Below are 20,473 nucleotides of genomic sequence, written 5' to 3' on the forward strand. Positions count from 1 at the left end.
CTTAGAGCCGGCGGTTAGGGCACGCGTGAAGCTGTTAGCGGGGACCGCCTTGACCGAAGAGAAATCAAACTGGAAAATCAATATCGCGTCGGATGACGTGGATTATGTTTCGGAGACGCCGAGCCGCCTCTTCGCTCCCTGTATTGCAACTCCAGTCGAACGCTCAAGACTCGATGTCCGCTCCGACCTCGTCGCCTATGATGATTTCGTCATGGGGCGAAGCGAATTCACCAACGGGATCAGATTTAATCCGTCGACTGAAGGTGATTTCGTACTTTGCCATGTTCCGATTTCCGGATCTTCCGAAATCAGATTTTCAAAACACGATTCCATAAGCAATGATAATCTGATAACATTCTGCAACGCGAGAACAATAAAATCCATCGCATACTCTGCTGGCCGCCGCGATATAATATTCATGGCGCGCGTCGACACCGTGCGAGCCAATCTCGCTACCCATCTTGGGTATCCGATTCGCAGTTTGAGCGATTTTGTATTCGTTATCGACAAAAGCAGCTTATTGGGATCGGCGTTTTTCAACTACACGAACATCATCATGGATCTGCTTTTCAGCCATAATATGCTCGAGTCATCCAATATCAAACTCAGAAGATGCAAGGATGCTTTTATCGAGCTGGCAGTGGCAAGCTTGGGCAAAGACCAACTCTTGGGATTATCTGCGCGCGGAGAAACCATCGCCTTGGCGGAGGTGGCAAAGGCAGAGGACTTCATGTTTGCCCATCGCAAGGAGCCCATCGGCGTAAGCGATGTTGCCGCGCACCTCGGCATCTCGGTGAGAGCTCTGCAGTACTCTTTCAAACGCTATCGCGACGAAACCCCTCTTTCCACATTGATGCGTTATCGCCTCGAAGGGCTCAGGGACGAGCTTGTAGCAGGTGGCGACCGGAGCGTTGCCGAGATCGCCGCCAGTTGGGGCTTCGTGCACCCGAGTCGCCTGTCATTGACCTACCGAAAGGCTTTCGGAGAAAGCCCGCGCGAGACCGTGAAGCGAGGCAGGCTCGCGCGCTGACCCCAGCACGGGACTGATCTCGTCGTCACCTGGACCGCATGCGTGGATCGGATGCATCGCGCAGGGCATCGCCGAGCAGGTTGAGCGCCAGCACCGTCGCGAGGATCGCGAGACTCGGGAAAACCGCGAGCCACCAGGCGTCGAGGATGTTCTCGAAGCCCTCGCGAATCATGCTGCCCCAGGTCGCGGCGGGGGGCGGCACGCCGAGCCCGATGAAGCTCAGCGAGGCCTCGGTCCGGATCGCGGATGCCAGCCAGAGCGAGCTCATCACCACCACGTCCGAAAGCATGTTGGGCAGGATGTGCCGGGTCATGATCCGGAACGGCCCGCAGCCATAGGAGCGGCTGGCCTCGACGAAATCGCGCTGGCGCAGCGTAATCGTCGGCGCGCGGGCGACGCGAGCGAAAGGCGCGATCTCCGTGACGGCGATCGCGATTATCAGGTTCTCAAGGCTGGCGCCCAGCATCGCCGCGATCATCAGGCCGAGCAGCAAGGTCGGGAAGGCGAGCAACACGTCGAGCACGCCCATCACGAGCTGGTCGAAGATTCCGCCGATATAGCCGGCGGCCACGCCGATCGCGGTGCCGATCAGCATGGCGATGAGGATCGCGACGAAGCCGACGAAGAGCGAGATGCGGGCGCCGTAGATCAGGCGCGAGAGCACGTCGCGGCCGTAGGAATCGGTCCCGAGCCAGAATTCGGCCGATGGCGGCTCGAGCCGCGCGACGATGTTCTGCTCCAGCGGATCGTAAGGCGCAAGCCAGGGCGCAAAGGCCGCCACGAAGACGATGAAGGCGAGAAGGACGAGGCCGATCCAGGCGAGCTTGTTCTGGCTGAAGGCGAGCCATAGGCCACCCGGCCGCAGGTCGACGGTCGTGCTGGGGACGGCGCTCATGTGTATTTCACCCTGGGATCGACGAGGCCATAGGCCATGTCCGTCGCCGTGTTCACGATGATCACGCAGATGGCGAAGATGATCATCAGCCCCTGCAGCAGCGTGTAGTCGCGGGAGTTCAGCGCGCCGATGATCAGCTTGCCCAGCCCCGGCCGGTTGAAGATGATCTCGGTCAGCACCGAATTGCCGATCAGCGTGCCGAAATAGAGCCCCACCACCGTGATGATCGGGATCAGGCTGTTGCGCAGGGCATGCGTCACGACGAGTTGGCCGGGGCTCACGCCCTTGGCTCGGGCCGTCCGGATATAGTCCTCGGTCAGGACGCCGAGCATCGCCGCGCGGGTCACGCGCATCACATAGGCGGTCATGATGATGCCGAGATTGAGGGCCGGCAGCGCCAACGCACGCAGCCTGTCGGTCAGGTCGCCGGAACCGCTGGTATTGCCCAGCACGGGGAACCAACCGAGCTGGATGGCGAAGATGATGAGCATCAGGATGCCGGAGACGAAAGCCGGGAAGGACAGTCCGACCAGCGAAACGACGCGCGCGACATAGTCGACCCAGCCGTTGCGGCTGAGCGCGGCCGCGACACCGAGCGGCAGGCCGAAGACGAGGCCGATCGCGATGGCGGCGATCGTCAGCTCGATCGTCGAGGGCAGGACGAGCAGGACCTCCTGGACGACGCTGCGGCCGCTGCTGAGCGACTGGCCGAGATCCCCGGTGAGGAGGTTGCCGACGAAGGCGAGATACTGGAGATGGACCGGCTGGTCGAGGCCGAGCTTTTCGCGCAGCGCCGCGAGCGATGCGGCGCTTGCCTGGTCGCCGAGGATGACGGAGGCCGCATCCCCCGGTACGAGCCGCACGAGCACGAATATCGCCGTCAGCATCACGAAGAGCGTGGGTATGGCGAGCAGGAGACGCCTGAGAACGAAGCTCGTCATGCGGCGGCCCTTTCCTGCATCAGGCGCTGGGGAGCGAAGGCGGTGATCTCGCGCCGGGTCCGGCCCTCGACGACGAGTTCGGCAAGGATGGCCCCGACGACCGGGACGAGTTGGAAGCCGTGCCCCGAGAAGCCGAAGGCATGGTACAGCCCGGGCGCGTTCGGCGAAGCGCCGATCACCGGCAGATGGTCTGATGTCTGCGCCTCGATGCCCGTCCAGCAGCGGGCGATGCGAACGCCCCGTACCGCCGGGAAAAGGTCGCTCGCGGCGCGCGCACCCTTGGCGAGCTCGCTGAAGTTCACCGTGCTGCGTTCGAGGTCGAGATCGGCCGCACCCTGCAGGCCGCCCCCGATCACCAGCGTGCCCTGGTCCGACTGCTTGAATGACAGCGCCCGGCCGACCACGCTGGCGACCGGGTCAAGCAGCGGCGCGAGGCGTTCCGTCACCATCATCATCGAGGCGCGGACGCCGAGCGCGATCCCGTCGCCGAACAGCGCCGCCAGCCGGGCGGCCCAGGCCCCCGCGGCGTTGACGACGACCGGAGCGCGGAAGCGGCGCTCGCCACAGATGAGCAGCCAGTCCGATCCCTGCCGGTCGAGCGCCTCGACGCCGCAGCCCTCGGCGATGACGACGCCTTCCGCGAGGCAGGCGCGGCGGAAGGCGAGGATGGTCCGATGCGGATCGGCGGCGCCATCGCGTCGCGCCACCAGAGCCCCGACGCAATGCGGACTCAGCGCCGGCACGAGACGGCGAAGCTCCTTCGCATCGATCATTTCTTCGTGGCCATAGCCGAGCGAGTGCATCTTCGCCTCGCGCCGCAGCAGGTCCGGCATGTGCTCCTCCCGTTCCGCGATGCGGAGCTGCCCGTGCGCATGAAAGCCGCAGTCGTCGCCGACGATCTCCGCGATCCGGTGCCACATCGCCATGGCTTCGAGCGAGATCGGGATCTCGGCGATGTCGCGGCCGAGCGTCCGCACGCCGGCTGCGGTGGCGCCCGATGCATGCCGTCCCGTCCAGCGCCGCTCGATCACCACGACACGCCGGCCGGCGCGAGCCAGATGCAGCGCGGCCGACAGGCCGTGCAACCCGCCGCCCACCACCGCGACATCGACCGGTTCGGCGGTCATGCGGCCGGCTCCCGCTCGTCGAGGCTGGCGAGTTCGCCCAGCGTCACCGGCTTCAGGGGCGGTCGGATACGATAGAACCCGACCTCCTCGACCGGCCGGTTCTGAGCCGCGGCGAGGATATGCGCCATCGTGTAACCGCATTGCCGCCCCTGACAGGGGCCCATGCCGGCGCGGGTGAAGGCCTTCAGCTGGTTCGGGCCGGGGCGCCCCTGCTTGGCGAGGATGCGCAACTCGCCCGCCGTGACCTCCTCGCAGCGGCAGACCAGCGTCTCGTCGGCGGGGGCGAAGACCTGCCGGCGCGGCGCGTAGAGCGCATCGAGGAAGGGCCGCAGGGCGAGCGCACGCGAAAGCACCGCCCGTTCCGTGCGTGCCGCTGCCGCCGCCGCATCTTCTCCGAGCCTTCCCAATTTGGCGGCGACGCGCAGTGCCGCGATCCGCCCGCGCGGCTCGGCCGCCTCGGCGCCGCCGATGCCCGCGCCGTCGCCTGCGACGAAGACGCCCGCTTGCGAGGTCTCGCCCCAGGCATCGAGGGTCGGGATGTAGCAGGACTGGCCGGGATGCCAGCTGACCGCACAGCCGAGCGCGAGCGGCGCGTGGATGTTGGGCACGATGCCTTCATGCACGAGCAGCACCTCGGCGGCGACGCTGCGTTCGATGCCGTCCTCCGTGCGGTAGCGCAGCTGTTCGAGATGACCGGCGCCCTTGGCGTGAAGCTCCGTGACATGGCGGATGATCGGAAAGCCGGCCCGCCTGAGCGCCAGCGACCAGGACAGGCCCTTGGCGAGGTCGCCGAGGCGTCCGAGCGCCTGCGGCAGATGCCGGAGCGCCGCACCTAGCCGGCCGCGCGGCGTGGTATCGAGAAAGCCCGCGATCCGCCCGCCGGCGGCCAGAAGCTGCGTCATGTAGAGCAGGGGCAACGGCCCGCAGCCAGCGATCCAGACCGGCTTTTCGGGCACGGAATCGGCCGTTTTCAGCAGGATTTGCGCGGCGCCCACCGTCAGCACGCCCGGCAGCGTCCAGCCCGGGAACGGCACCGGGCGTTCCTGCGCACCGGTGGCGAGGATGACGGCCTCTGCAGTCACGCTGCGGGCCCGCCCTTCCCGCGTCAGGAAGGCGCGAAAGCCCGGTTCGATCTGCCAGAGTTGGCTTTGCGCCTCGTAGAGCGCGCCGCAGGCACGGAAGGCGGCGGCGCGATCGACGCCAGCACGATACGCGTCACCGAGCCTTGCCAGGCGCGGCGTCGCAGCGACGGTCTCGATCGCGCGCCAGATCTGGCCGCCGGGCGCCGGTTGCTCGTCGATGACGCGCACCGAGAGGCCATGGCGGCGTGCGGTCACGGCGGCGGCCATGCCCGCCGGCCCCGCGCCGACGATGAGGAGGTCGGTGTGGGCATCGCTCATGCCGAGAGGCTCCGGCGTCCTTGCTGGCGCGTGACGGACATGCCGTCCTGGACCGGCGTCAGGCAGCCCTGCACGGAGCCCTGTCCATCGACCTCGACAAGGCATTCGAAGCAGACGCCCATCATGCAGTAGGGCGCGCGGGAGCTCTCCGACACCGGCGTGGTCCGGCTCCAGCCTTCTGGCTGACGCAATAGCAGGGCGGCGACGCTCTCCCCGGCCTCGGCCAGCAAAGGGTGCCCGTCGACATAGACCGTGACAGCGGCCGGCCCCGGATCATGCAGCTTGCGGAACATCGAAGCGTCTCTGGTGAAAAGGAAAAAGGGTCTCAGGCAAGGAGCCGTCCATGATCGCCCGGGCCAGAAGCTCGGCGTGGATGGCAGCGAGCGTCACGCCGGAATGGCAGAGCGCGATGAAGGCGCCGGGATGGCTCTGTGATTGGGCATAGATCGGGTAGCCGTCGGGCGTCATGATCCTCAAGCCTGCCCATTGGCGGACGAGCCTCGCCGCCGCGAGCGCCGGGACCACCTTGACGGTTTTGCGGCTCAGCTCGGCAGCCGCCGTTGCCGTCGTCGAAGTATCGAGGCCCACCTCATCCTTGGTCGCGCCGATCATCACCGTGCCTTCCGCCGTCTGGCGCAGGCCGCTCGCCGGCAGCGGCAGGAAGGGGGCGAGCCGCTCGGTGACGAGCACCTGGCCGCGCTCGGGGTGAACAGGCACATCGAGGCCGACCTGCCGGCCGAGCTCCGCCGAGCCGAGCCCGGCGGCAATGACGATGCGTGGCGCCGTCAACGTTTCGCCCTCCAGGACGAGACGGAAATCCGGGCCCGCCGGTTCGATGCGCTCGACGCGTGAACGGTGGCGAATGCGACCGCCAAGACGTGTCAGCCCGCCATGCAGCGCCGCCAGAAGCCGCAACGGATTGGCATGGCCGTCGTGCCGGCCGAAGCTCGCTCCCGTCACCTCCGGCCCCAAACCCGCCTTGGGCAGCAGGCGCTCCAGCGCCGATCTGTCGAGCATCTCCCAGTCGGGCTCGCCTTCGCCGCGCTGGTTGTGCAGGCGCAGCAGATCGAGGCGCCGCTTTTCAAAGGCCTGTTCGCCGAGACAGAAGGCAAGGCCGCCATTCTGCTCGTATGACAGGTCGGTTCCGGTCTCGGCCTGGAGTGCATCGGAAAGGCAACGCCACAGCGCGATGCTCCGGCGTGTCAGGGCCTGGTAGGCGGGCATGCCGAGCCCCTTGCCCTGCAGCCAGACCAGGCCGAAATTCGCACGCGCCGCGCGGAAGTCGCCATCGTCGCCATCGAGCAGCAACACGTTCTGGCGTCGCTTGGCGAGGCCGTAGGCGATGGCTGCCCCGACAGTTCCTCCTCCGATGACGACGATGTCGGGCCGCATGCGATTTTCCCTTGCCGGCTTCGACGTTAGGGAGCCATGTTGTATTTCGTCAAAGTCGTTTTTATCGGCCTCCTATTCCGCAGGGTTATGCAATGGTCCGACGGCTCAACCTGCGGCAGATCGAGGCCTTCAAGGCGGTCATCGAATACGGCACGGTGAGCCGCGCCGCCGATATGATGAACATCTCTCAGCCGGCGATGAGCAAGCTGATCGCCCATCTCGAAGCGGATACGGGCCTGCAGCTGTTCGACCGGGTGAAAGGGCGGCTGACGGCGACCCGGCGCGGCATGCGGCTCTACGAGGAGATCGACCGCATCTTTGCCGGGGTGCGCCAGGTGGAGAATGCGGTGGAAGCGATCCGCCGTGACGAGCAGAGCCGGCTGCTGATCGGCGTCATGCCGGCGCTCTCGGGCTCCTTTATCCAGCAGGCGACCTCGCGTTTTCTCGCCAGCCAGCCGGGGGTGTTCTGCTCGGTGCAGTCGCGCAGTTCGCAATGGATCGCCGATGGGCTCGTCACCCGAAAGCTCGATGTCGGATTCACCGTCGCGCCGATCGATAATCCCTACATCGTCGCCGAGCCGCTGATGGCCCATCCGCTCGTCTGCATCCTGCCGCTCGACCATCCGCTGACGGAAAAGAGCGTGATCACCCCGGCGGATATCGACGGCGTCGCCTTCGTCTCGTTCGATCCGGAGAGCTTCACGGCCCGGCGTATCGGCCAGGTCTTCGACGCACACGGTGTCGCGCCGAATATCGTCATGGTCGTGAGCATTTCGCCGACGCTCTGCGAGTTCGTCTCCGCCGGCGTCGGCATATCGCTGGTTCATCCCTCCGCCATCGGGGGCTTGCGGGGCAAGGTGGCGATCCGAAGCTTCGATCCCGCCGTTCAGCTCGATTTCCAACTCTGCCGCATCCGCGACAGCCGCAATGCCCGGCTCGTCGAGGCGTTCCTTGACGGCGCCCGACAGGCAGCAGCGGAGATATCGCGGACGATCCTTACGCCGGGGTGAGCCTCACCGTCGCCAGGGCTTGCAGCAATGGCGCGTGATCGCCCTCGCGCAGGCGGCGAAGCGCGGCGATCACATCATGCCGCTGTGCCGGCGCGGCGACGAAGCGGCAGGCCCGCTCCAGCTTGTCTTCGAGATCGGCCCATGACGGGGGATCAGAGGCCTCCCCGCGCGGCGCCGTAACCGGAGAGACGAATGCGCGGCCCTCGGCCCTTATGGTGACGCGGGACAGCGTCTCGGCCGGAAAACGGGCGTCGAGCTCGGGATCGAGGTGCAGCGAAACCTTTTCCGCCAGCGCGACGATATCGGGCCGATCGACCGCCGCCTCGGTCAGCGGCAGGAGCGCCTCCGGCCCGTCGATCGCGATCAGGCCGAGGCAATACGGGATGCTGAACTGGATGTCCGTGAAACCCTGCGGGCGCGGCCGGTTCGCCAGGCGCAGCGCGCCGCTATAGGTGGCGACGTCGATGGAGTCGATGCGGCGCGGGTCGATGCGATTCTCCGCGAGAAGACCGAGGAATGCATCGGCAGGGGCATGGACATGCCGGCAGCAGGCAAGGAATTTCATATAGTTGCGCATGATGTAGTGTTGCCGGCCGAACCCGTCTGCCAGCCCTTCGAGCCGGAAATGCTCGTGATTGTCGAGCAAGGTCAGCGGGCCGGTATGCCCGGCTTCGGCCAGCAGCACGGCGTGCGCAGCCGTGACGCTCGACCAGGCGATACCCTCCTTGACGTCGCTGCCTTCCTGGGCGCGGAAGGCAGGACCCGCCCCGGCATAAAGCTGGTTCGGCGCGCTCATGCCGCTGATGGCGAGCGCGTGCGCCAGTTGTTCCGCAGGGGTGTGTCTCAGAAAGCCGAGGGCCGCGACCACGCCGTAGCCCGACCACATGCCGGTATTGGCATAGAAGCGCCGGGCGGCCCCGACCGCGACGCCAACCTCGTAGCCGACGACAATCGCCTGCAGCAGCTCGTCCGTGGTTGCGGCCGTCTCCTGAGCCGCGGCGAAGGCGGCTGGAATGATCGCGGCTCCGGGGTGCCCGCGCGCGATCCGGTGCCCGTCGTCGAGATCAAGGGCCGCCGCTGCCGAAGCATTGCACCAGATCGCGCCGGTAAGACCCGAGCTCTGCCCGGTGAACCAGACCGGAAGGGCGCCATCGGCCATCGTCGCGCGGGCGGCTTGCCGAACCGCGCGGGGACCCGGCGCCCCGATGCCGGCGGCTGCAGCCGCGACGAGGTCGAGCACGCTGCGGCAGGCCGCCTCCCGCAACTCCGGCGTCAAGGGCCGGCGGGTGGCCGCGATATAGCTCGCGAGCCGACGCACCGTCTCCATAGTCGGACGTCCTCGGCGCCGGCCGCCCTCAGCGTGCTTTCAGCGTGGCCGCTTCGGTGATCGGCGGGGCGAGATTCATCGCGCCCTTCAGCTCGTAGCCGAAATCGAGCCTGTCGCTGCGCGCCCAAACCTGTCGGAGCTCGAAGAGCGGGATGGCACAGACGTCGTCCATGATCTTGTGCTGGGCCTCCTTCCAGAGAGCCTTTTGCGCCTCGGCGTCCGAGGCGGTGCGGGCCTGCTCGATTTCCTTGTCGGCGACCTTGCAATGCGAGAAATTCGTCGCCGCGGTCGGCGTATTCACCGTGGCGCGCGAGTGGAAGAATTCGCTGAGATAGGTATCGGCGATCGGGAAGCGCGCCGCGCCGTAGAAGACGAGGCCGCTCAGGTCCTTGCGCGTCTGGCTCTGATAGGTCGCGTGGTCGACGACCTGCATCTCGAGCTTGATCCCCGCCTTGGCGAGCTGCGCCTGGATGATCTCCATGATCGGCTGCTGCGCCGAGATGTTCGAAACGATCGCCTTGATCGTGATGCCGTCCTTGTGACCGGCTTCGGCCAGCAAAGCCTTCGCCTTGGCGAGGTCGAAACCGTAGCGGACGGAGCAGTCTTCTCCGAGATAGCCGGGCGGCACGACCGAGCAACCTTTGGGACCCACATCCTTGCCGACATAGCGCACGAGGTCGTCGACATTGACCGCGGCGGCGATGGCACGGCGCACCCGGATGTCGTCGAGCGGCGGCACGCTCTGGTTGATGTGAAGCAACCGATATTCGCCGGGTCGGAAGATCTCGACGTTGAAGCCGGGGCGGCGGCGGGCGGAATCGACCCATCGCTGCTCGCGCTTGGCATACATCAGGTCGACCTCGCCCGAGGTAAAGGCGAGTTCGCGGGCGCTGTCCGAGGGGATGACGCGAACCATGATCGTGTCGATCTTCGGCTTGCCGCGGAAATAGTTCGGGTTGGCGGCGAGCTTGACGTATTGCTGGGTCACCTGCTCGACGAAGGCGAAGGGGCCGGTGCCGACGGGGCGCCCGCCGAACTTGTCTCCCAGTTCCTCGGCAGCCTTGCGGCTGACAATATTGCCGCCGTGATAATTGGTGACGCGGCCGAGGAAGTTGACGTCCGGATATTTCAGCGTGACCCGTACGGTCAGGTCGTCCAGCTTCTCGACCTTGTCGACTGCGGCGAAATCCGAGGAGAAGGTCGAGCGCTTGGGGTCGGCCGAGCGCTGCAGCGAATAGACGACATCGTCGGCGGTCAGCGTGCCCCAGTCGCCCTGGAACTTGACGTCCTTGCGCAAATGGAACGTCCAGACCTTGCCGTCGGGCGACTGCTCCCAGCGCTCGGCGAGATCGGGCTCGATATCCTTGGGATCGGCACTGCCCGGCTTGAAGCGGACGAGACCGTTATACAACCAACCGATGACGGTCTTGTCGCTGGTGGCGCTGGCACGATGCGCGTCGAGTGTCGAAACATCCCCATCGCCGGCGACACGCAGCACGGTTTCCTGAGCCGAGCCCGCGACAGGCAGGCAGGCGGCAAACACCAGGCCGGCAAGCCCGATGACAGAGTTCCTGATCATGTAATCCCCTCGATTTCTGTTCTTTGCCCGAATGTGGGCGCAGCGATCCCAGGCTGTCCAAGTCGAAATCGGGGATGGGGTATTCTGAACGGTTATGAATCACCCCGGAACTGCACGGGATGACGGTGAAGCATCGAGATGTGCCGCGGCTCGCGCCGAGTTGATCTGAAGGCCCCAAAGCGGACGATCTCAGTTGAGCACCACCTCTGCTTGAAGTCCTCCGTCCGGGCGGTTTGCCAGCGTCAATCCACCGCCGATCGCGACTGCGAGCTGCTGAGCGATGGCGAGGCCGAGGCCCGTGCCGCCGGTGTCGCGGCTGCGGGATTGTTCGAGCCGAAAAAAGGGCTGCAGGACGGCATCGAGCTGATCGTGGGGAACGCCGGGGCCGCGATCGAGGACCAGGATCCGCAGCTTTCCACTGGGCGCCCTTTCAAGCTGGATTTCGGCGGCTCCGGCGAATTTCAGGGCATTGTCGATCAGGTTGGTCAGGATGCGCCGCAGGGCATGGGGACGCGTCATCACGACGGCATCGACCAGACGCGACACCGCGACCGATTTGCCGGTGTCCTGATAATCGAAGGCGATGCTCTCGACGAAGGAGCCGAGGTCGATGCGCGCCGGCTTTTCCGTGTCGCCATGCGCGCTCTTCGCATAGGCCACGCCTTCGCGAACGAGACGCTCGATCTCGGAGAGATCGTTGACGAGCTTGTCCTTCTCCGGGCTGTCCTCCGCCATCTCCGCGCGCAGCTTCATCCGCGTGATCGGCGTCTGCAGATCATGGGAGATCGCGGCGAGGATCTGGACGCGCTCCTGCAGGTAATGCGCGATCCGGTCCCGCATGGCGTTGAAGGCCGTCGCCGCATGCGCGACCTCGGCCGGGCCGTTCTCTTCGAGCCGCGCGGTCTTGCGGTTGGGGTCCAGCGCTTCGGCGGCATTGGTCAGCCGCAGCAGCGGCCTGATCGCCAGCCGCACGGCGAACCAGGTGCAGAGCACGAGCAGGCAGAGCTGGGCGAAGAGCACATAGGGCAGCCAGGTCGCCAGCGGCATCAGCGCCGGCAGCACGTCGATCGTCACCGGCGAGCCGTCGCTGAGCGTGACATGTGCCTGGAGATGCTCCCGCTCGCCGGGAATGCTTTCGACACGGACCGGGAAGCGCTTTCCGGCAGCGACGTTGATGGTCTCGGCCACTTCCGCCGCGCGCCGGCTCAGTTCCGGAATGCCGGGCAGCCCCGGCCCAAGCTCGTAGCGATAGGTGCGCCGCGCCAGCAGGTCGAGCCATTGCGCCCGCTCCTCCGGCGGCAGGCGGTCGAGCAGCGCGATCGAGGTGGCGACGTCGTTCTCCAGCGTCGTGTACATCGTCGCCTTGGCGCTCATCGTGCGCTCGTAGAACTGCACGCCGAACGACAGGGCATGCGCCACGGCGAGGCCGGCGAAGAGGATGAGGAAGAGCCGCCAGCGCAGCGTGCGCGGCAGATGCAGGAGCCCTCCCATTCTGGTGGCGACGCTCATTGCCGCGCCGTGACGATCTCGACCGGCATGGCGAGGACATAGCCCTCGCTGCGCACGGTCTTGATATAGGCGGGCTCGCGCGCATCGTCGCGCAGGCGCTGCCGGACGCGGCTGACGAGCAGGTCGATCGAGCGATCGAACAATTCGGTTTCGCGCCCCTGTGTCAGATTGAGCAGCTGGTCGCGCGAGAGCACACGCTGGGGATGGTCGAGGAAGACGCGCAGCAGGCGATACTCCGCCCCGCTGAGCGTGACCGCCGTGCCTTCCTTGTCGAGCAGGTGGCGTGCGGTAGTGTCGAGCTGCCAGTCGCCGAAGGCGATAAGCTGGCCGGCTTCCGTCACCTGCAGATTGGGCGGCAGCATGCGCGTCCGGCGCAGCACGGCCTTGATCCGGGCCAGCAGTTCGCGGGCGACGAAGGGCTTGGCGAGATAATCGTCGGCGCCCATCTCCAGTCCGACGATCCGGTCGGTGTCGTCATTGCGCGCGGTCAGCATCAGGATCGGCGTCGCCTTGTGCTTGCCCGCGCGCAATTCGCGGCAGAGCACGAGCCCGTCATCGCGCGGCATCATCAGGTCGAGGACGATGAGATCGACCCGGTCGGCGTCGAGGAAGGCGCGCATCTGCCGCCCGTCCGCGGCCGTCGTCACGCGCAGGCCGTTCTTCTTCAGATAGCCCGAGACCAGATCCCGGATCTCCCGATCGTCGTCGACGACGAGCACATGGTCGATATGGTCCATCAGCAAGGGCTTTCCGCTTCCGTCGCCGTAGAAATAGCAGAGCCTCCGCGGTTTGCTCGGGCCTTCCGCGGGAGAATTGTAAGCGCGTGTATCGGCTGTCAGGCCCGATACCGGCGCGGACAATAATCCCGTCGAACGCTTCGTCCTGTTTAGGCAGGGTGCGCCCGCACGCAGCCGCCCATCATTCGGCCTGCCTGCCTTCATCGTCCTCGACTGCGCAGGAAGGAAGCGTCAATGCACAAGCGTCTCATCTCGGCCGTCATCGGCGGGCTCATGCTGCCGATCGCCGGCACATGTTCGGCGGTGGAAGCCGCAGCCATCCGCAACATCGTCATCGTCCACGGCGCCTTTGCCGGCGGCTCCGGCTGGCGCAAGGTCTCGAAGCCGGTCGTCGAGGCGGCCAAGGCCGTTTCCCCATAGCGGAACCAACTACCGGGCGGGCTTTCGCAACCGCTCGCCCGGCACCGTCGATACACGCCGTTACAGATCGGCCTCCTCGGGAAACACGGGAGATACGTCGGCAAGGTCGAGTGCTGGCGCATCCGGCGGAGGCTCCATCAGGAACGCCTCCGCCGCCCTGAAGAGGACCAGCCATGACCTTGTTCGTCATTTCCTATCTGGCCGGCGTGCTGACGATCCTCAGCCCCTGCATCCTTCCCATCCTGCCTTTCGTCTTTTCGCGCGCCGACCGGCCCTTCCTCCGTGGAATCCTGCCGATGCTGATCGGCATGGCGGCGACCTTCTCCGCCGTCGCCAGCCTTGCCGCCATCGGCGGCAGCTGGGCAGTGCAGGCGAACGAGATCGGTCGCCATGCTGCGCTCGCCTTGCTAGCCCTGTTCGGCATCACGCTCATCTCGCAGCGCGCGGCCGCGATCTTCGCCCGCCCCATCGTCGCGCTCGGCCATCGGCTTTCCGGCAACGTCGAAGGGCCGCGCTCCGTTGGCGGATCACTTCTGCTCGGCATCGCGACCGGTCTGCTCTGGGCGCCCTGCGCGGGCCCGATCCTCGGCTTGGTGCTGACCGGGGCTGCGCTGCACGGAGCCAACGCCGAAACCGCCCTGGTCCTGACCGCCTATGCAGCCGGTGCGGCGACATCCCTTGCCTTGGCCTTGCGGGCGGGCGGCCCGATCTTCGCGGCGCTGAAGCGCTCTCTCGGGCTTGGCGAACGTATCCGCCAAGGCGTCGGTATCGCGGTTCTGGCAAGCGTGCTCGCGATCGGCTTCGGGCTCGATACCGGCCTCCTGACCCAGCTCTCCTTTGCCGGTACCGTCGGCGTCGAGCAGAGCCTGCTGGACAAGCTCGGCCCGCGCCCTGCGGAAGCCGGCGGGCTTCGCACGGCCGAGAATGCCGTTCAGCCCTATCGCAGCAATCTGCCGGACCTCGGCGCGGCTCCCGGTTTCGCCGGCGCGACGGGCTGGCTCAACTCCGGCCCGCTGACCGCAGAGCAGCTGCGCGGGAAGGTCGTGCTGGTCAATTTCTGGACCTATTCCTGCATCAACTGCATCCGCACCCTGCCTTATATCCGTGCCTGGGCCGAGACGTACAAGGATGAGGGCCTGGCCGTGGTCGGCGTCCACACGCCGGAATTCGCCTTCGAGAAGAAGGTCTGGAATATCCGGCAGGCGATCGCCCGTTTCGGCATCGCTTATCCGGTTGCGGCCGACAATGATTTCCGGATCTGGCGCGCCTTCCGCAACAGCTACTGGCCCGCGCTCTATGTCGTCGATGCGCAGGGGCGGATCCGCTACAGACAGTTCGGCGAAGGCGGCGAGGCGCGCACGGAACGGGTCATCCAGGACCTCCTGGCCGAAGCCGCGGGTCATCGCGGCGCGGAGAGCGCGTCCGTGACGCCGCAGGCGCCGGGCGCGCAGGCTCCGGCCGACCTCGCCAACGCCCGTTCGGGCGAGACCTATCTCGGCTATCTGAAGGCAGCGGGCTTCGCCTCGCCCGAGGGCGTGGCAAGCGATCGGCCGCAGGATTACAGCGTCCGGACGCTCAGGCTCAATCAGTGGGGCCTTATCGGCAGCTGGACGATCGGCCCTGAGAGTGCGGGGCTCGAACGGGCAGGTGGCGGCATCGCCTTCCGCTTCAGCGCGCGGGACCTGCATCTGGTGCTCGGGCCGGGTCCGGCCGGCAAGCCCGTGCGCTTCCGGGTCACGGTCGATGGCGCAGCACCGGGGGCCGATCGCGGCGCCGATATCGACGCGGAGGGCAACGGTACGGTCGCGGAAACGCGGCTCTACCAGCTCGTCCGCCAGTCCGGCGAGGTGCGGGAGCGCGTCTTCGAAATCCGCTTCCTCGACGCGGGCGCGGAAGCCTACGCCTTCACCTTCGGTTGATCGGGAAGAGCAATCGGGCTCCGCCGCACGGTCGAGTCCGGCCTCGGTCCTCGTCGTTGCCCAAGGTCACGGGCAAGGTTGGACGAACGCCGTCATGGTACGACCCCATTCGCCATGGTGGCGTTCTACGCGACCAGCGGCCTCTGCCGCATTCATGCTTCCCAAAAACAAGGAAGCGGCCCTGAAGGGTTCCGCGTCGCCTGCAAACAGAAGGAGCCGCCACAAGGGCGGCTCCCGGAGAGGAAGAACGAAGGCGTCAGAGCCTGTCGGCGTCGATCACAGCCTTGGCGAACTCCGCTGGCGCCTCCTGCGGCGGGTTGTGGCCGATGCCGCCCTTGAACAGACGGTGCTCGTATCTGCCGGTGAAGCGCTTGGCGTAGGCGGCCGGCTCCGGATGCGGCGCGCCGTTGGCATCGCCCTCGATGGTGATCGTCGGCACGCCGATGCTCGGGAAGGCGGCGAGCTTCTTCTCCAGCGCGTCGAATTGCGGTTCGCCCTGCGCCAGGCCGAGCCGCCAGCGGTAGTTGTGAATGGAGATCGCAACGTGGTCGGGATTGTCGAAGGCAGCCGCCGAACGCGCGAAGGTCGCGTCGTCGAAGGTCCACTGCGGCGAGGCGAGCTCCCAGATCAGTCGGGCGAAGTGGTGGGTGTACTTCGCATAGCCGGCCGCGCCCCGCTCGGTCGCGAAGTAGTACTGATACCACCACTGCAATTCCGCCTTGGGCGGCAGCGGTGTCTTGTTGAGTTCCTGGCTGCCGATGAGATATCCGCTGACCGAGACCATCGCCTTGCAGCGCTCGGGCCAGAGTGCGGCCAGGATGTTGGCGGTCCGCGCGCCCCAGTCAAAGCCGGCGATGACCGCCTTCTCGATCTTCAGCGCATCCATGAACGCGACGATGTCGGTGGCAAGAGCCGCCTGCTGGCCGTTGCGCGGCGTCTCGGATGACAGGAAGCGGGTGCCGCCATAGCCGCGCAGGGAGGGTACGATGACCCGGTAGCCGGCTTTGGCCAGGATCGGGGCGACGTCGACATAGCTATGGATGTCATACGGCCAGCCATGCAGCAGCAGCACCGGCGGGCCATCGGCCGGGCCGTCCTCGGCATAGCTCACATTAAGCACGCCCGCCGCGACCTGCTTCAGCGTGGCGAAGGTGGTGTGGCCGTCCCGCCCGGCGGCGGCAGGCGAGGTGGGAGAGGGCGAGAGCGTCTGGGCTCCGGCCCCGCTCATCGCGCCGAACGGGGCGAAGGCTGCTCCGAGCGCCAGGGTGCTCAGGAAGCTGCGGCGCGGCTGATCGATCTGTTCCGACATGGTTCTGTTCCCGATTGCGTGGACTGCAAGCGAAGAGAGCCCGTCCGCTGTATCCGCGTTGTGTCCTCCCGGACCGGAACTGCAAGCCTGCGTAGGATCGGGTGCTCCGGATACGAACGGATACAATCCGCCGGCCGGCTTCCGCGCCCTCGGCGCCCGCGAAACGCCGCAAGACATCGTATCGCACTGTATCGCAGCGGGAAAAGCAGACGCTTCCTTGCAGATCGGCCCGATCCGCAAACAAACCGGACATCTCGGCTTGGGAAACACCCCATCGCCAGCCGCCGACAGGAGCGGCAACAGAGATGGAGTGTTCCATGAGCAGAATCGACAAGGTTCTCTATACCGGCAAGACCCATACGACGGGTGGGCGCGACGGCGCCTCGCGCAGCTCCGACGGCCGGCTCGACATCAAGCTGTCGCCTCCGGGTGGTTCGGGGGCGGGCACCAACCCCGAGCAGCTTTTCGCCGCCGGCTGGTCGGCCTGCTTCATCGGAGCGATCGGCCTCGCCGCCGGCAAGCGCAAGGTGGCTCTCCCGGCCGATCTCGCTGTTGATGCCGAGGTCGACCTGGGCATGACCGACGGGGCCTACTTTCTGCAGGCCCGCCTCACTGTCAGCCTGCCCGGCCTCGATCCGGAGCTGGCGCGGGAACTCGTGGACGAGGCGCATCGGACCTGCCCCTATTCCAAGGCGACGCGAGGCAATATCGATGTCGAGCTGAAGCTCGTCTAGGCGTCGAGGAGAGCCGAGGCCGGTCGATGACTGGCCTCGCATCGGCTTTCCATCGAGCCGCTGCTTTGCCGATGCCAGCGTTTTCGCCTGGGGATCGTCCAGCCGTCAGCGACCACTCGCCAGCGCGGCTTCCGCGGCCGCGGCGATCGAGAACAATGCGGCATCGCCTCCCCCGGCCCTGGCCAGCATCAGCCCGGCCGGCGCCTCGCCCGCAGGATGCATCGGCAGCGAGATCGCGCAGCCATCCATCATGTTGATCAAGCTCGGGTTGCGCAGCATCAGCAGGTTGATGCGGGTGAACGCCTCGTCGTCCTCCGCCAGTTCGGCGATCGTCGGTGCGATCGTCGGCACGGTCGGCATGGCCAGCACGTCGAAGGCCGAGGCCTCCTCGCGCATCGCCGCGACGAAGGCGGCGTGGGCGTGCGTGAGCTGGATATAGTCGGCGCAATCCTGGTTGCGGCCGCGCAGCACGCGCATCCGCACCCGCGGATCGTAGCCGTCGCCCTTTTCCTCGATCAGCGCGCGGTGATGGGCATAGGCCTCGGAAGCCGCGAAGCCGCCTTTGGCGTTCAGGCGCGCAACCTCGGCGAAACCGGCAAAGGGCTCCTCGGTGACGATGGCGCCGGCCCTGGACAGCGTATCCAGCGCCCGCGCGAAGCTCGCAGCGACATGCGCGTCGAGCCCGTCGAGCGCGACGGTCTGCGGCACGGCGATGCGCAAGCCCTTGAGGCCGGTCGGCCCCTCCTGGGTCAATTCCGCCCCGCTCATGATCTCATGCAGGACGCGGCAGCATGCGACGCTGTTGGCGAGCGGCCCGATCGAATCGAGCGTCTGCGACAGCGGAAAGGCGCCCTCGCGCGGCACGCTCGACGCGGTCGGCTTGTAGCCGACGATCCCGCAGAACGCCGCCGGGATGCGGCAGGAGCCGCCGGTGTCCGACCCGATCCCGGCGAAGGCCATTCCATCGGCCACCGAGACGGCAGCCCCCGATGAGGAGCCGCCCGGAATGCGGCGCGTCGCGCGGTCATAGGGCGAGGCCGGCGTGCCGTAATGCGGGTTGAGACCGAGGCCCGAGAAGGCGAATTCGGTCATGTTGGTGCGGCCCATGACGATGAAGCCCGCACGCCGCAGCCGCGCGATCGCCGGCGCATCGCGCTCGGCCGGCGCCGCATCGGCGAGCACGGTGGAGCCTGCCGTCGTCGGCTCGCCCGCAAGGTCGAACAGGTCCTTCACCGAGATCGGGATGCCGGCGAAGGGTGATGGCGCGAGCCCCGCGGCGCGCAGCCTGTCCATCGCCTCGGCCGCGATCAGCGCAGCCTCGCGATGGACCTTGATGAAGGCGAGCCTGCCCTCCCCGTCGGGCGCGTCGATCCGCGCGAGCGCCTCGCGCACGAGGGCAAGCGAGCTCGTCCGTCCCGAGGCGAGATCGTCGGCAAGAGCGGAGAGTGTGCGGGCCATGGGCATATCAGACCGGATCGACGTCGTGGATTTCGAGGAGCTGACAACTGCTCTCGGAGGTGAGCGGTCCCTATTTGGCACGCGGTGGGCGCACCGCATAGCTGCGCAGCGGGAAGGCCGTTCCACTCGGCCGGACTATCCGGTCGGCGCAGCACTTGGCCTGCGGCAAAGGGCGAACGCGCCGAAAACGATCAGCTGACCGGCAACAAGCACGAATGGCCATGTGAAGCCTCCGGTTTTACTGGCGACGATGGCGAAGGCCAGCGGCCCACAGATCGAGCCGACGAAGCCGAACAGGCTGGCACCGGACGTGATCTCCCCGATCAGCGCAGGAGGTGAGGCCCGGGCCAATTCGGCCATGTGCACGCCGTTCCACCCCATCGAGGTTGCGCCGACCAGCGCCATGCAGCCATATATCAGCCAGGGGCTGGCGGCGGCGGACCACACCAGCAACAGGATCGAACCGCCTGCCCCCAGCGCGAGAACCGACAGGAGCAAGAGGCCAGCGCCCAGGCGGTCCGCCAGCCATCCGAAGAAGATGCGGGCGACGGTGCTCGCCGCCAGCAGCGCCGACATGTAGAAGCCCGCTTCCGCCAGGCTCTTTCCGTGCTGCGTGACCATATAGGTCGCCGTGAACGCCGTAATGCATGCCTGGGTGATCGAGAACGACACGCCCATGGCGGTGAGCATCGGCAAGACCGGGTGCGAGTTGAGAACCCGGGCCGATCTCGTCAGCGACGAGGGCGACAGGAACAGGCGAGCCCAAGCCTTGTTTTGCGGCCCTTTTTCCGTATCGAGACTGTGCCGAAAAGCTTGAACCGACAACGTGCAGAGGAGCACGATGGCGACGAGCGCCGAAACGGCACCGACGAAGCCGAATGCAAGGACCAGCGGGGCGACGGCGATGCCGGCAATGGCTCCCCCGAGCGGCACTCCCGCTTGCTTGATCGAGAAAATGAGGGTGCGATGGTCCGGCGGCGCGGCGCGCATCAGGATCTGACTGCCGGCAGGCGTGTTTGGCGCCAACCCCAGCCCGACCAGCAGCGCACCGATGAAGCCGACCGAGGCCATCGGCTGCGCCAGACACGCCAGGCCCGCGGCAACGAAGACGAGGCCGAACTGCAAGGTGCGGATGGGTCCGTAGCGATCCAGCATCGGGCCGCCACATGCCAGAAACCAGCAAATGCCGGTCGAGACCACGGCCGAGACATACCCGATATCCTGAGGCGCCAGGCCCCAGCGCCGGGTCAGGATCGGCCCCAGAAGCGGGATCGCGGCGGCAGCGAACGAACTGACGACTTGCACAACGAGAGTCGCGCTCAGGGCGCTCACCCACAATGGCAGCTTCAATCCCGCTCCTCCAAGCCGCATGCCCACGACGGTGCGTCCGCGAACGTCCGCAACGCGGATTCGGCGGATGGCAGCCTTGGACGGGTCTTCTTGCAATGCAGAGGCGCGGTCGAGACCGGTTGAGAGCGGGCCGACCTGCACCAGATGCATGTGGCACCGGAGGGCGGCCGATCGGAACGTTTGCGCGCTGTTCGCGCCCGCTGCTCGCCGCCGGGAGCCGACGAGCCCCTTCGACTGCGTCATGCAGCACGCGCGTTGCTTTCAGACCGGCTAACGAATTGTCTGCGCCCTCGGGATCGTCTAGAGCCCGTCTTGCTGTCTACCGGAAAGCTTTCC

The 20,473-nt window shown here is 66.7% G+C and carries 18 protein-coding genes; 5 read left to right on the forward strand and 13 right to left on the reverse strand.

What is annotated here, in order from left to right; genetic code table 11:
* Positions 1 to 49 precede the first annotated feature (49 nt).
* Positions 50 to 1,030, forward strand: coding sequence for an AraC family transcriptional regulator (locus NWE53_RS18115; protein ID WP_265050769.1), 981 nt, complete (start codon positions 50 to 52; stop codon positions 1,028 to 1,030).
* A 25-nt stretch (positions 1,031 to 1,055) separates the two neighbouring features.
* Here NWE53_RS18115 and NWE53_RS18120 read toward each other — a convergent pair whose 3' ends face one another.
* Genes NWE53_RS18120 through NWE53_RS18145 form a run of 6 tightly spaced genes read right to left on the reverse strand, consistent with a single transcriptional unit; the run spans position 1,056 to position 6,785 of the window.
* Positions 1,056 to 1,925: an ABC transporter permease gene (locus NWE53_RS18120; protein ID WP_265050770.1), complete on the reverse strand. Its 870-nt coding sequence runs from the start codon at positions 1,923 to 1,925 to the stop codon at positions 1,056 to 1,058.
* The gene (locus tag NWE53_RS18125; RefSeq protein WP_265050771.1) at positions 1,922 to 2,866 is read right to left on the reverse strand and encodes an ABC transporter permease; all 945 of its coding nucleotides are present in this window, start codon (positions 2,864 to 2,866) and stop codon (positions 1,922 to 1,924) included. The genes NWE53_RS18120 and NWE53_RS18125 overlap by 4 nt, the downstream gene beginning before the upstream one ends.
* The gene (locus NWE53_RS18130) at positions 2,863 to 3,993 is read right to left on the reverse strand and encodes an NAD(P)/FAD-dependent oxidoreductase (RefSeq protein WP_265050772.1); all 1,131 of its coding nucleotides are present in this window, start codon (positions 3,991 to 3,993) and stop codon (positions 2,863 to 2,865) included. Before NWE53_RS18130 ends, NWE53_RS18125 begins: the two co-directional genes overlap by 4 nt.
* The gene (locus tag NWE53_RS18135; protein ID WP_265050773.1) at positions 3,990 to 5,393 is read right to left on the reverse strand and encodes an FAD/NAD(P)-dependent oxidoreductase; all 1,404 of its coding nucleotides are present in this window, start codon (positions 5,391 to 5,393) and stop codon (positions 3,990 to 3,992) included. Before NWE53_RS18135 ends, NWE53_RS18130 begins: the two co-directional genes overlap by 4 nt.
* Positions 5,390 to 5,686: a (2Fe-2S)-binding protein gene (locus tag NWE53_RS18140; protein WP_265050774.1), complete on the reverse strand. Its 297-nt coding sequence runs from the start codon at positions 5,684 to 5,686 to the stop codon at positions 5,390 to 5,392. The genes NWE53_RS18135 and NWE53_RS18140 overlap by 4 nt, the downstream gene beginning before the upstream one ends.
* Positions 5,667 to 6,785 (reverse strand): NAD(P)/FAD-dependent oxidoreductase, encoded by a 1,119-nt coding sequence (locus NWE53_RS18145; protein ID WP_265050775.1) that lies wholly within the window; start codon positions 6,783 to 6,785, stop codon positions 5,667 to 5,669. The genes NWE53_RS18140 and NWE53_RS18145 overlap by 20 nt, the downstream gene beginning before the upstream one ends.
* Positions 6,786 to 6,877: 92 nt before the next feature.
* Between NWE53_RS18145 and NWE53_RS18150 the strand changes: the two genes are divergently transcribed.
* A complete protein-coding gene (locus NWE53_RS18150; RefSeq protein ID WP_265050776.1) occupies positions 6,878 to 7,795 on the forward strand; it encodes a LysR substrate-binding domain-containing protein in 918 nt (305 codons plus the stop codon).
* Here the strand turns inward: NWE53_RS18150 and NWE53_RS18155 are convergent.
* The 4 genes from NWE53_RS18155 to NWE53_RS18170 all read right to left on the reverse strand — a co-directional run bounded on the left by NWE53_RS18155 (position 7,782) and on the right by NWE53_RS18170 (position 12,947).
* Positions 7,782 to 9,122: an MmgE/PrpD family protein gene (locus NWE53_RS18155; RefSeq protein ID WP_265050777.1), complete on the reverse strand. Its 1,341-nt coding sequence runs from the start codon at positions 9,120 to 9,122 to the stop codon at positions 7,782 to 7,784. The genes NWE53_RS18150 and NWE53_RS18155 overlap by 14 nt on opposite strands.
* Before the next feature lie 28 nt (positions 9,123 to 9,150).
* Positions 9,151 to 10,701 carry an ABC transporter substrate-binding protein gene (locus tag NWE53_RS18160; protein ID WP_265050778.1) on the reverse strand — a complete coding sequence of 517 codons (1,551 nt, stop codon included), beginning with the start codon at positions 10,699 to 10,701 and terminating at the stop codon, positions 9,151 to 9,153.
* 189 nt (positions 10,702 to 10,890) lie between these two features.
* Positions 10,891 to 12,210 (reverse strand): ATP-binding protein, encoded by a 1,320-nt coding sequence (locus NWE53_RS18165; RefSeq protein ID WP_265050779.1) that lies wholly within the window; start codon positions 12,208 to 12,210, stop codon positions 10,891 to 10,893.
* Positions 12,207 to 12,947, reverse strand: a complete 741-nt coding sequence (locus NWE53_RS18170) for a response regulator (RefSeq protein ID WP_265050780.1) — start codon at positions 12,945 to 12,947, stop codon at positions 12,207 to 12,209. Before NWE53_RS18170 ends, NWE53_RS18165 begins: the two co-directional genes overlap by 4 nt.
* 234 nt (positions 12,948 to 13,181) lie before the next feature.
* Here NWE53_RS18170 and NWE53_RS18175 point away from each other — a divergent pair, with 234 nt between their 5' ends.
* Both NWE53_RS18175 and NWE53_RS18180 read left to right on the forward strand, forming a co-directional pair.
* A complete protein-coding gene (locus NWE53_RS18175) occupies positions 13,182 to 13,367 on the forward strand; it encodes a hypothetical protein (protein ID WP_265050781.1) in 186 nt (61 codons plus the stop codon).
* Between the two features lie 173 nt (positions 13,368 to 13,540).
* A complete protein-coding gene (locus NWE53_RS18180) occupies positions 13,541 to 15,286 on the forward strand; it encodes a cytochrome c biogenesis protein DipZ (protein ID WP_265050782.1) in 1,746 nt (581 codons plus the stop codon).
* Between the two features lie 256 nt (positions 15,287 to 15,542).
* On the opposite strand, the gene NWE53_RS18185 is transcribed toward NWE53_RS18180, so the two are convergent.
* Positions 15,543 to 16,595: an alpha/beta fold hydrolase gene (locus NWE53_RS18185; protein WP_265050783.1), complete on the reverse strand. Its 1,053-nt coding sequence runs from the start codon at positions 16,593 to 16,595 to the stop codon at positions 15,543 to 15,545.
* 317 nt (positions 16,596 to 16,912) lie between these two features.
* Here NWE53_RS18185 and NWE53_RS18190 point away from each other — a divergent pair, with 317 nt between their 5' ends.
* Positions 16,913 to 17,329, forward strand: a complete 417-nt coding sequence (locus NWE53_RS18190) for an organic hydroperoxide resistance protein (protein ID WP_265050784.1) — start codon at positions 16,913 to 16,915, stop codon at positions 17,327 to 17,329.
* A gap of 105 nt (positions 17,330 to 17,434) precedes the next feature.
* Here NWE53_RS18190 and NWE53_RS18195 read toward each other — a convergent pair whose 3' ends face one another.
* The gene (locus NWE53_RS18195; protein WP_265050785.1) at positions 17,435 to 18,793 is read right to left on the reverse strand and encodes an amidase; all 1,359 of its coding nucleotides are present in this window, start codon (positions 18,791 to 18,793) and stop codon (positions 17,435 to 17,437) included.
* Between the two features lie 129 nt (positions 18,794 to 18,922).
* Entirely contained in the window at positions 18,923 to 20,380 is a 1,458-nt protein-coding gene (locus NWE53_RS18200; protein WP_265050786.1) for an MFS transporter, read from the reverse strand.
* Positions 20,381 to 20,473: the final 93 nt, after the last annotated feature.

It is taken from the genome of Bosea sp. NBC_00550 (genome assembly GCF_026020075.1).
GTDB lineage: Bacteria > Pseudomonadota > Alphaproteobacteria > Rhizobiales > Beijerinckiaceae > Allobosea.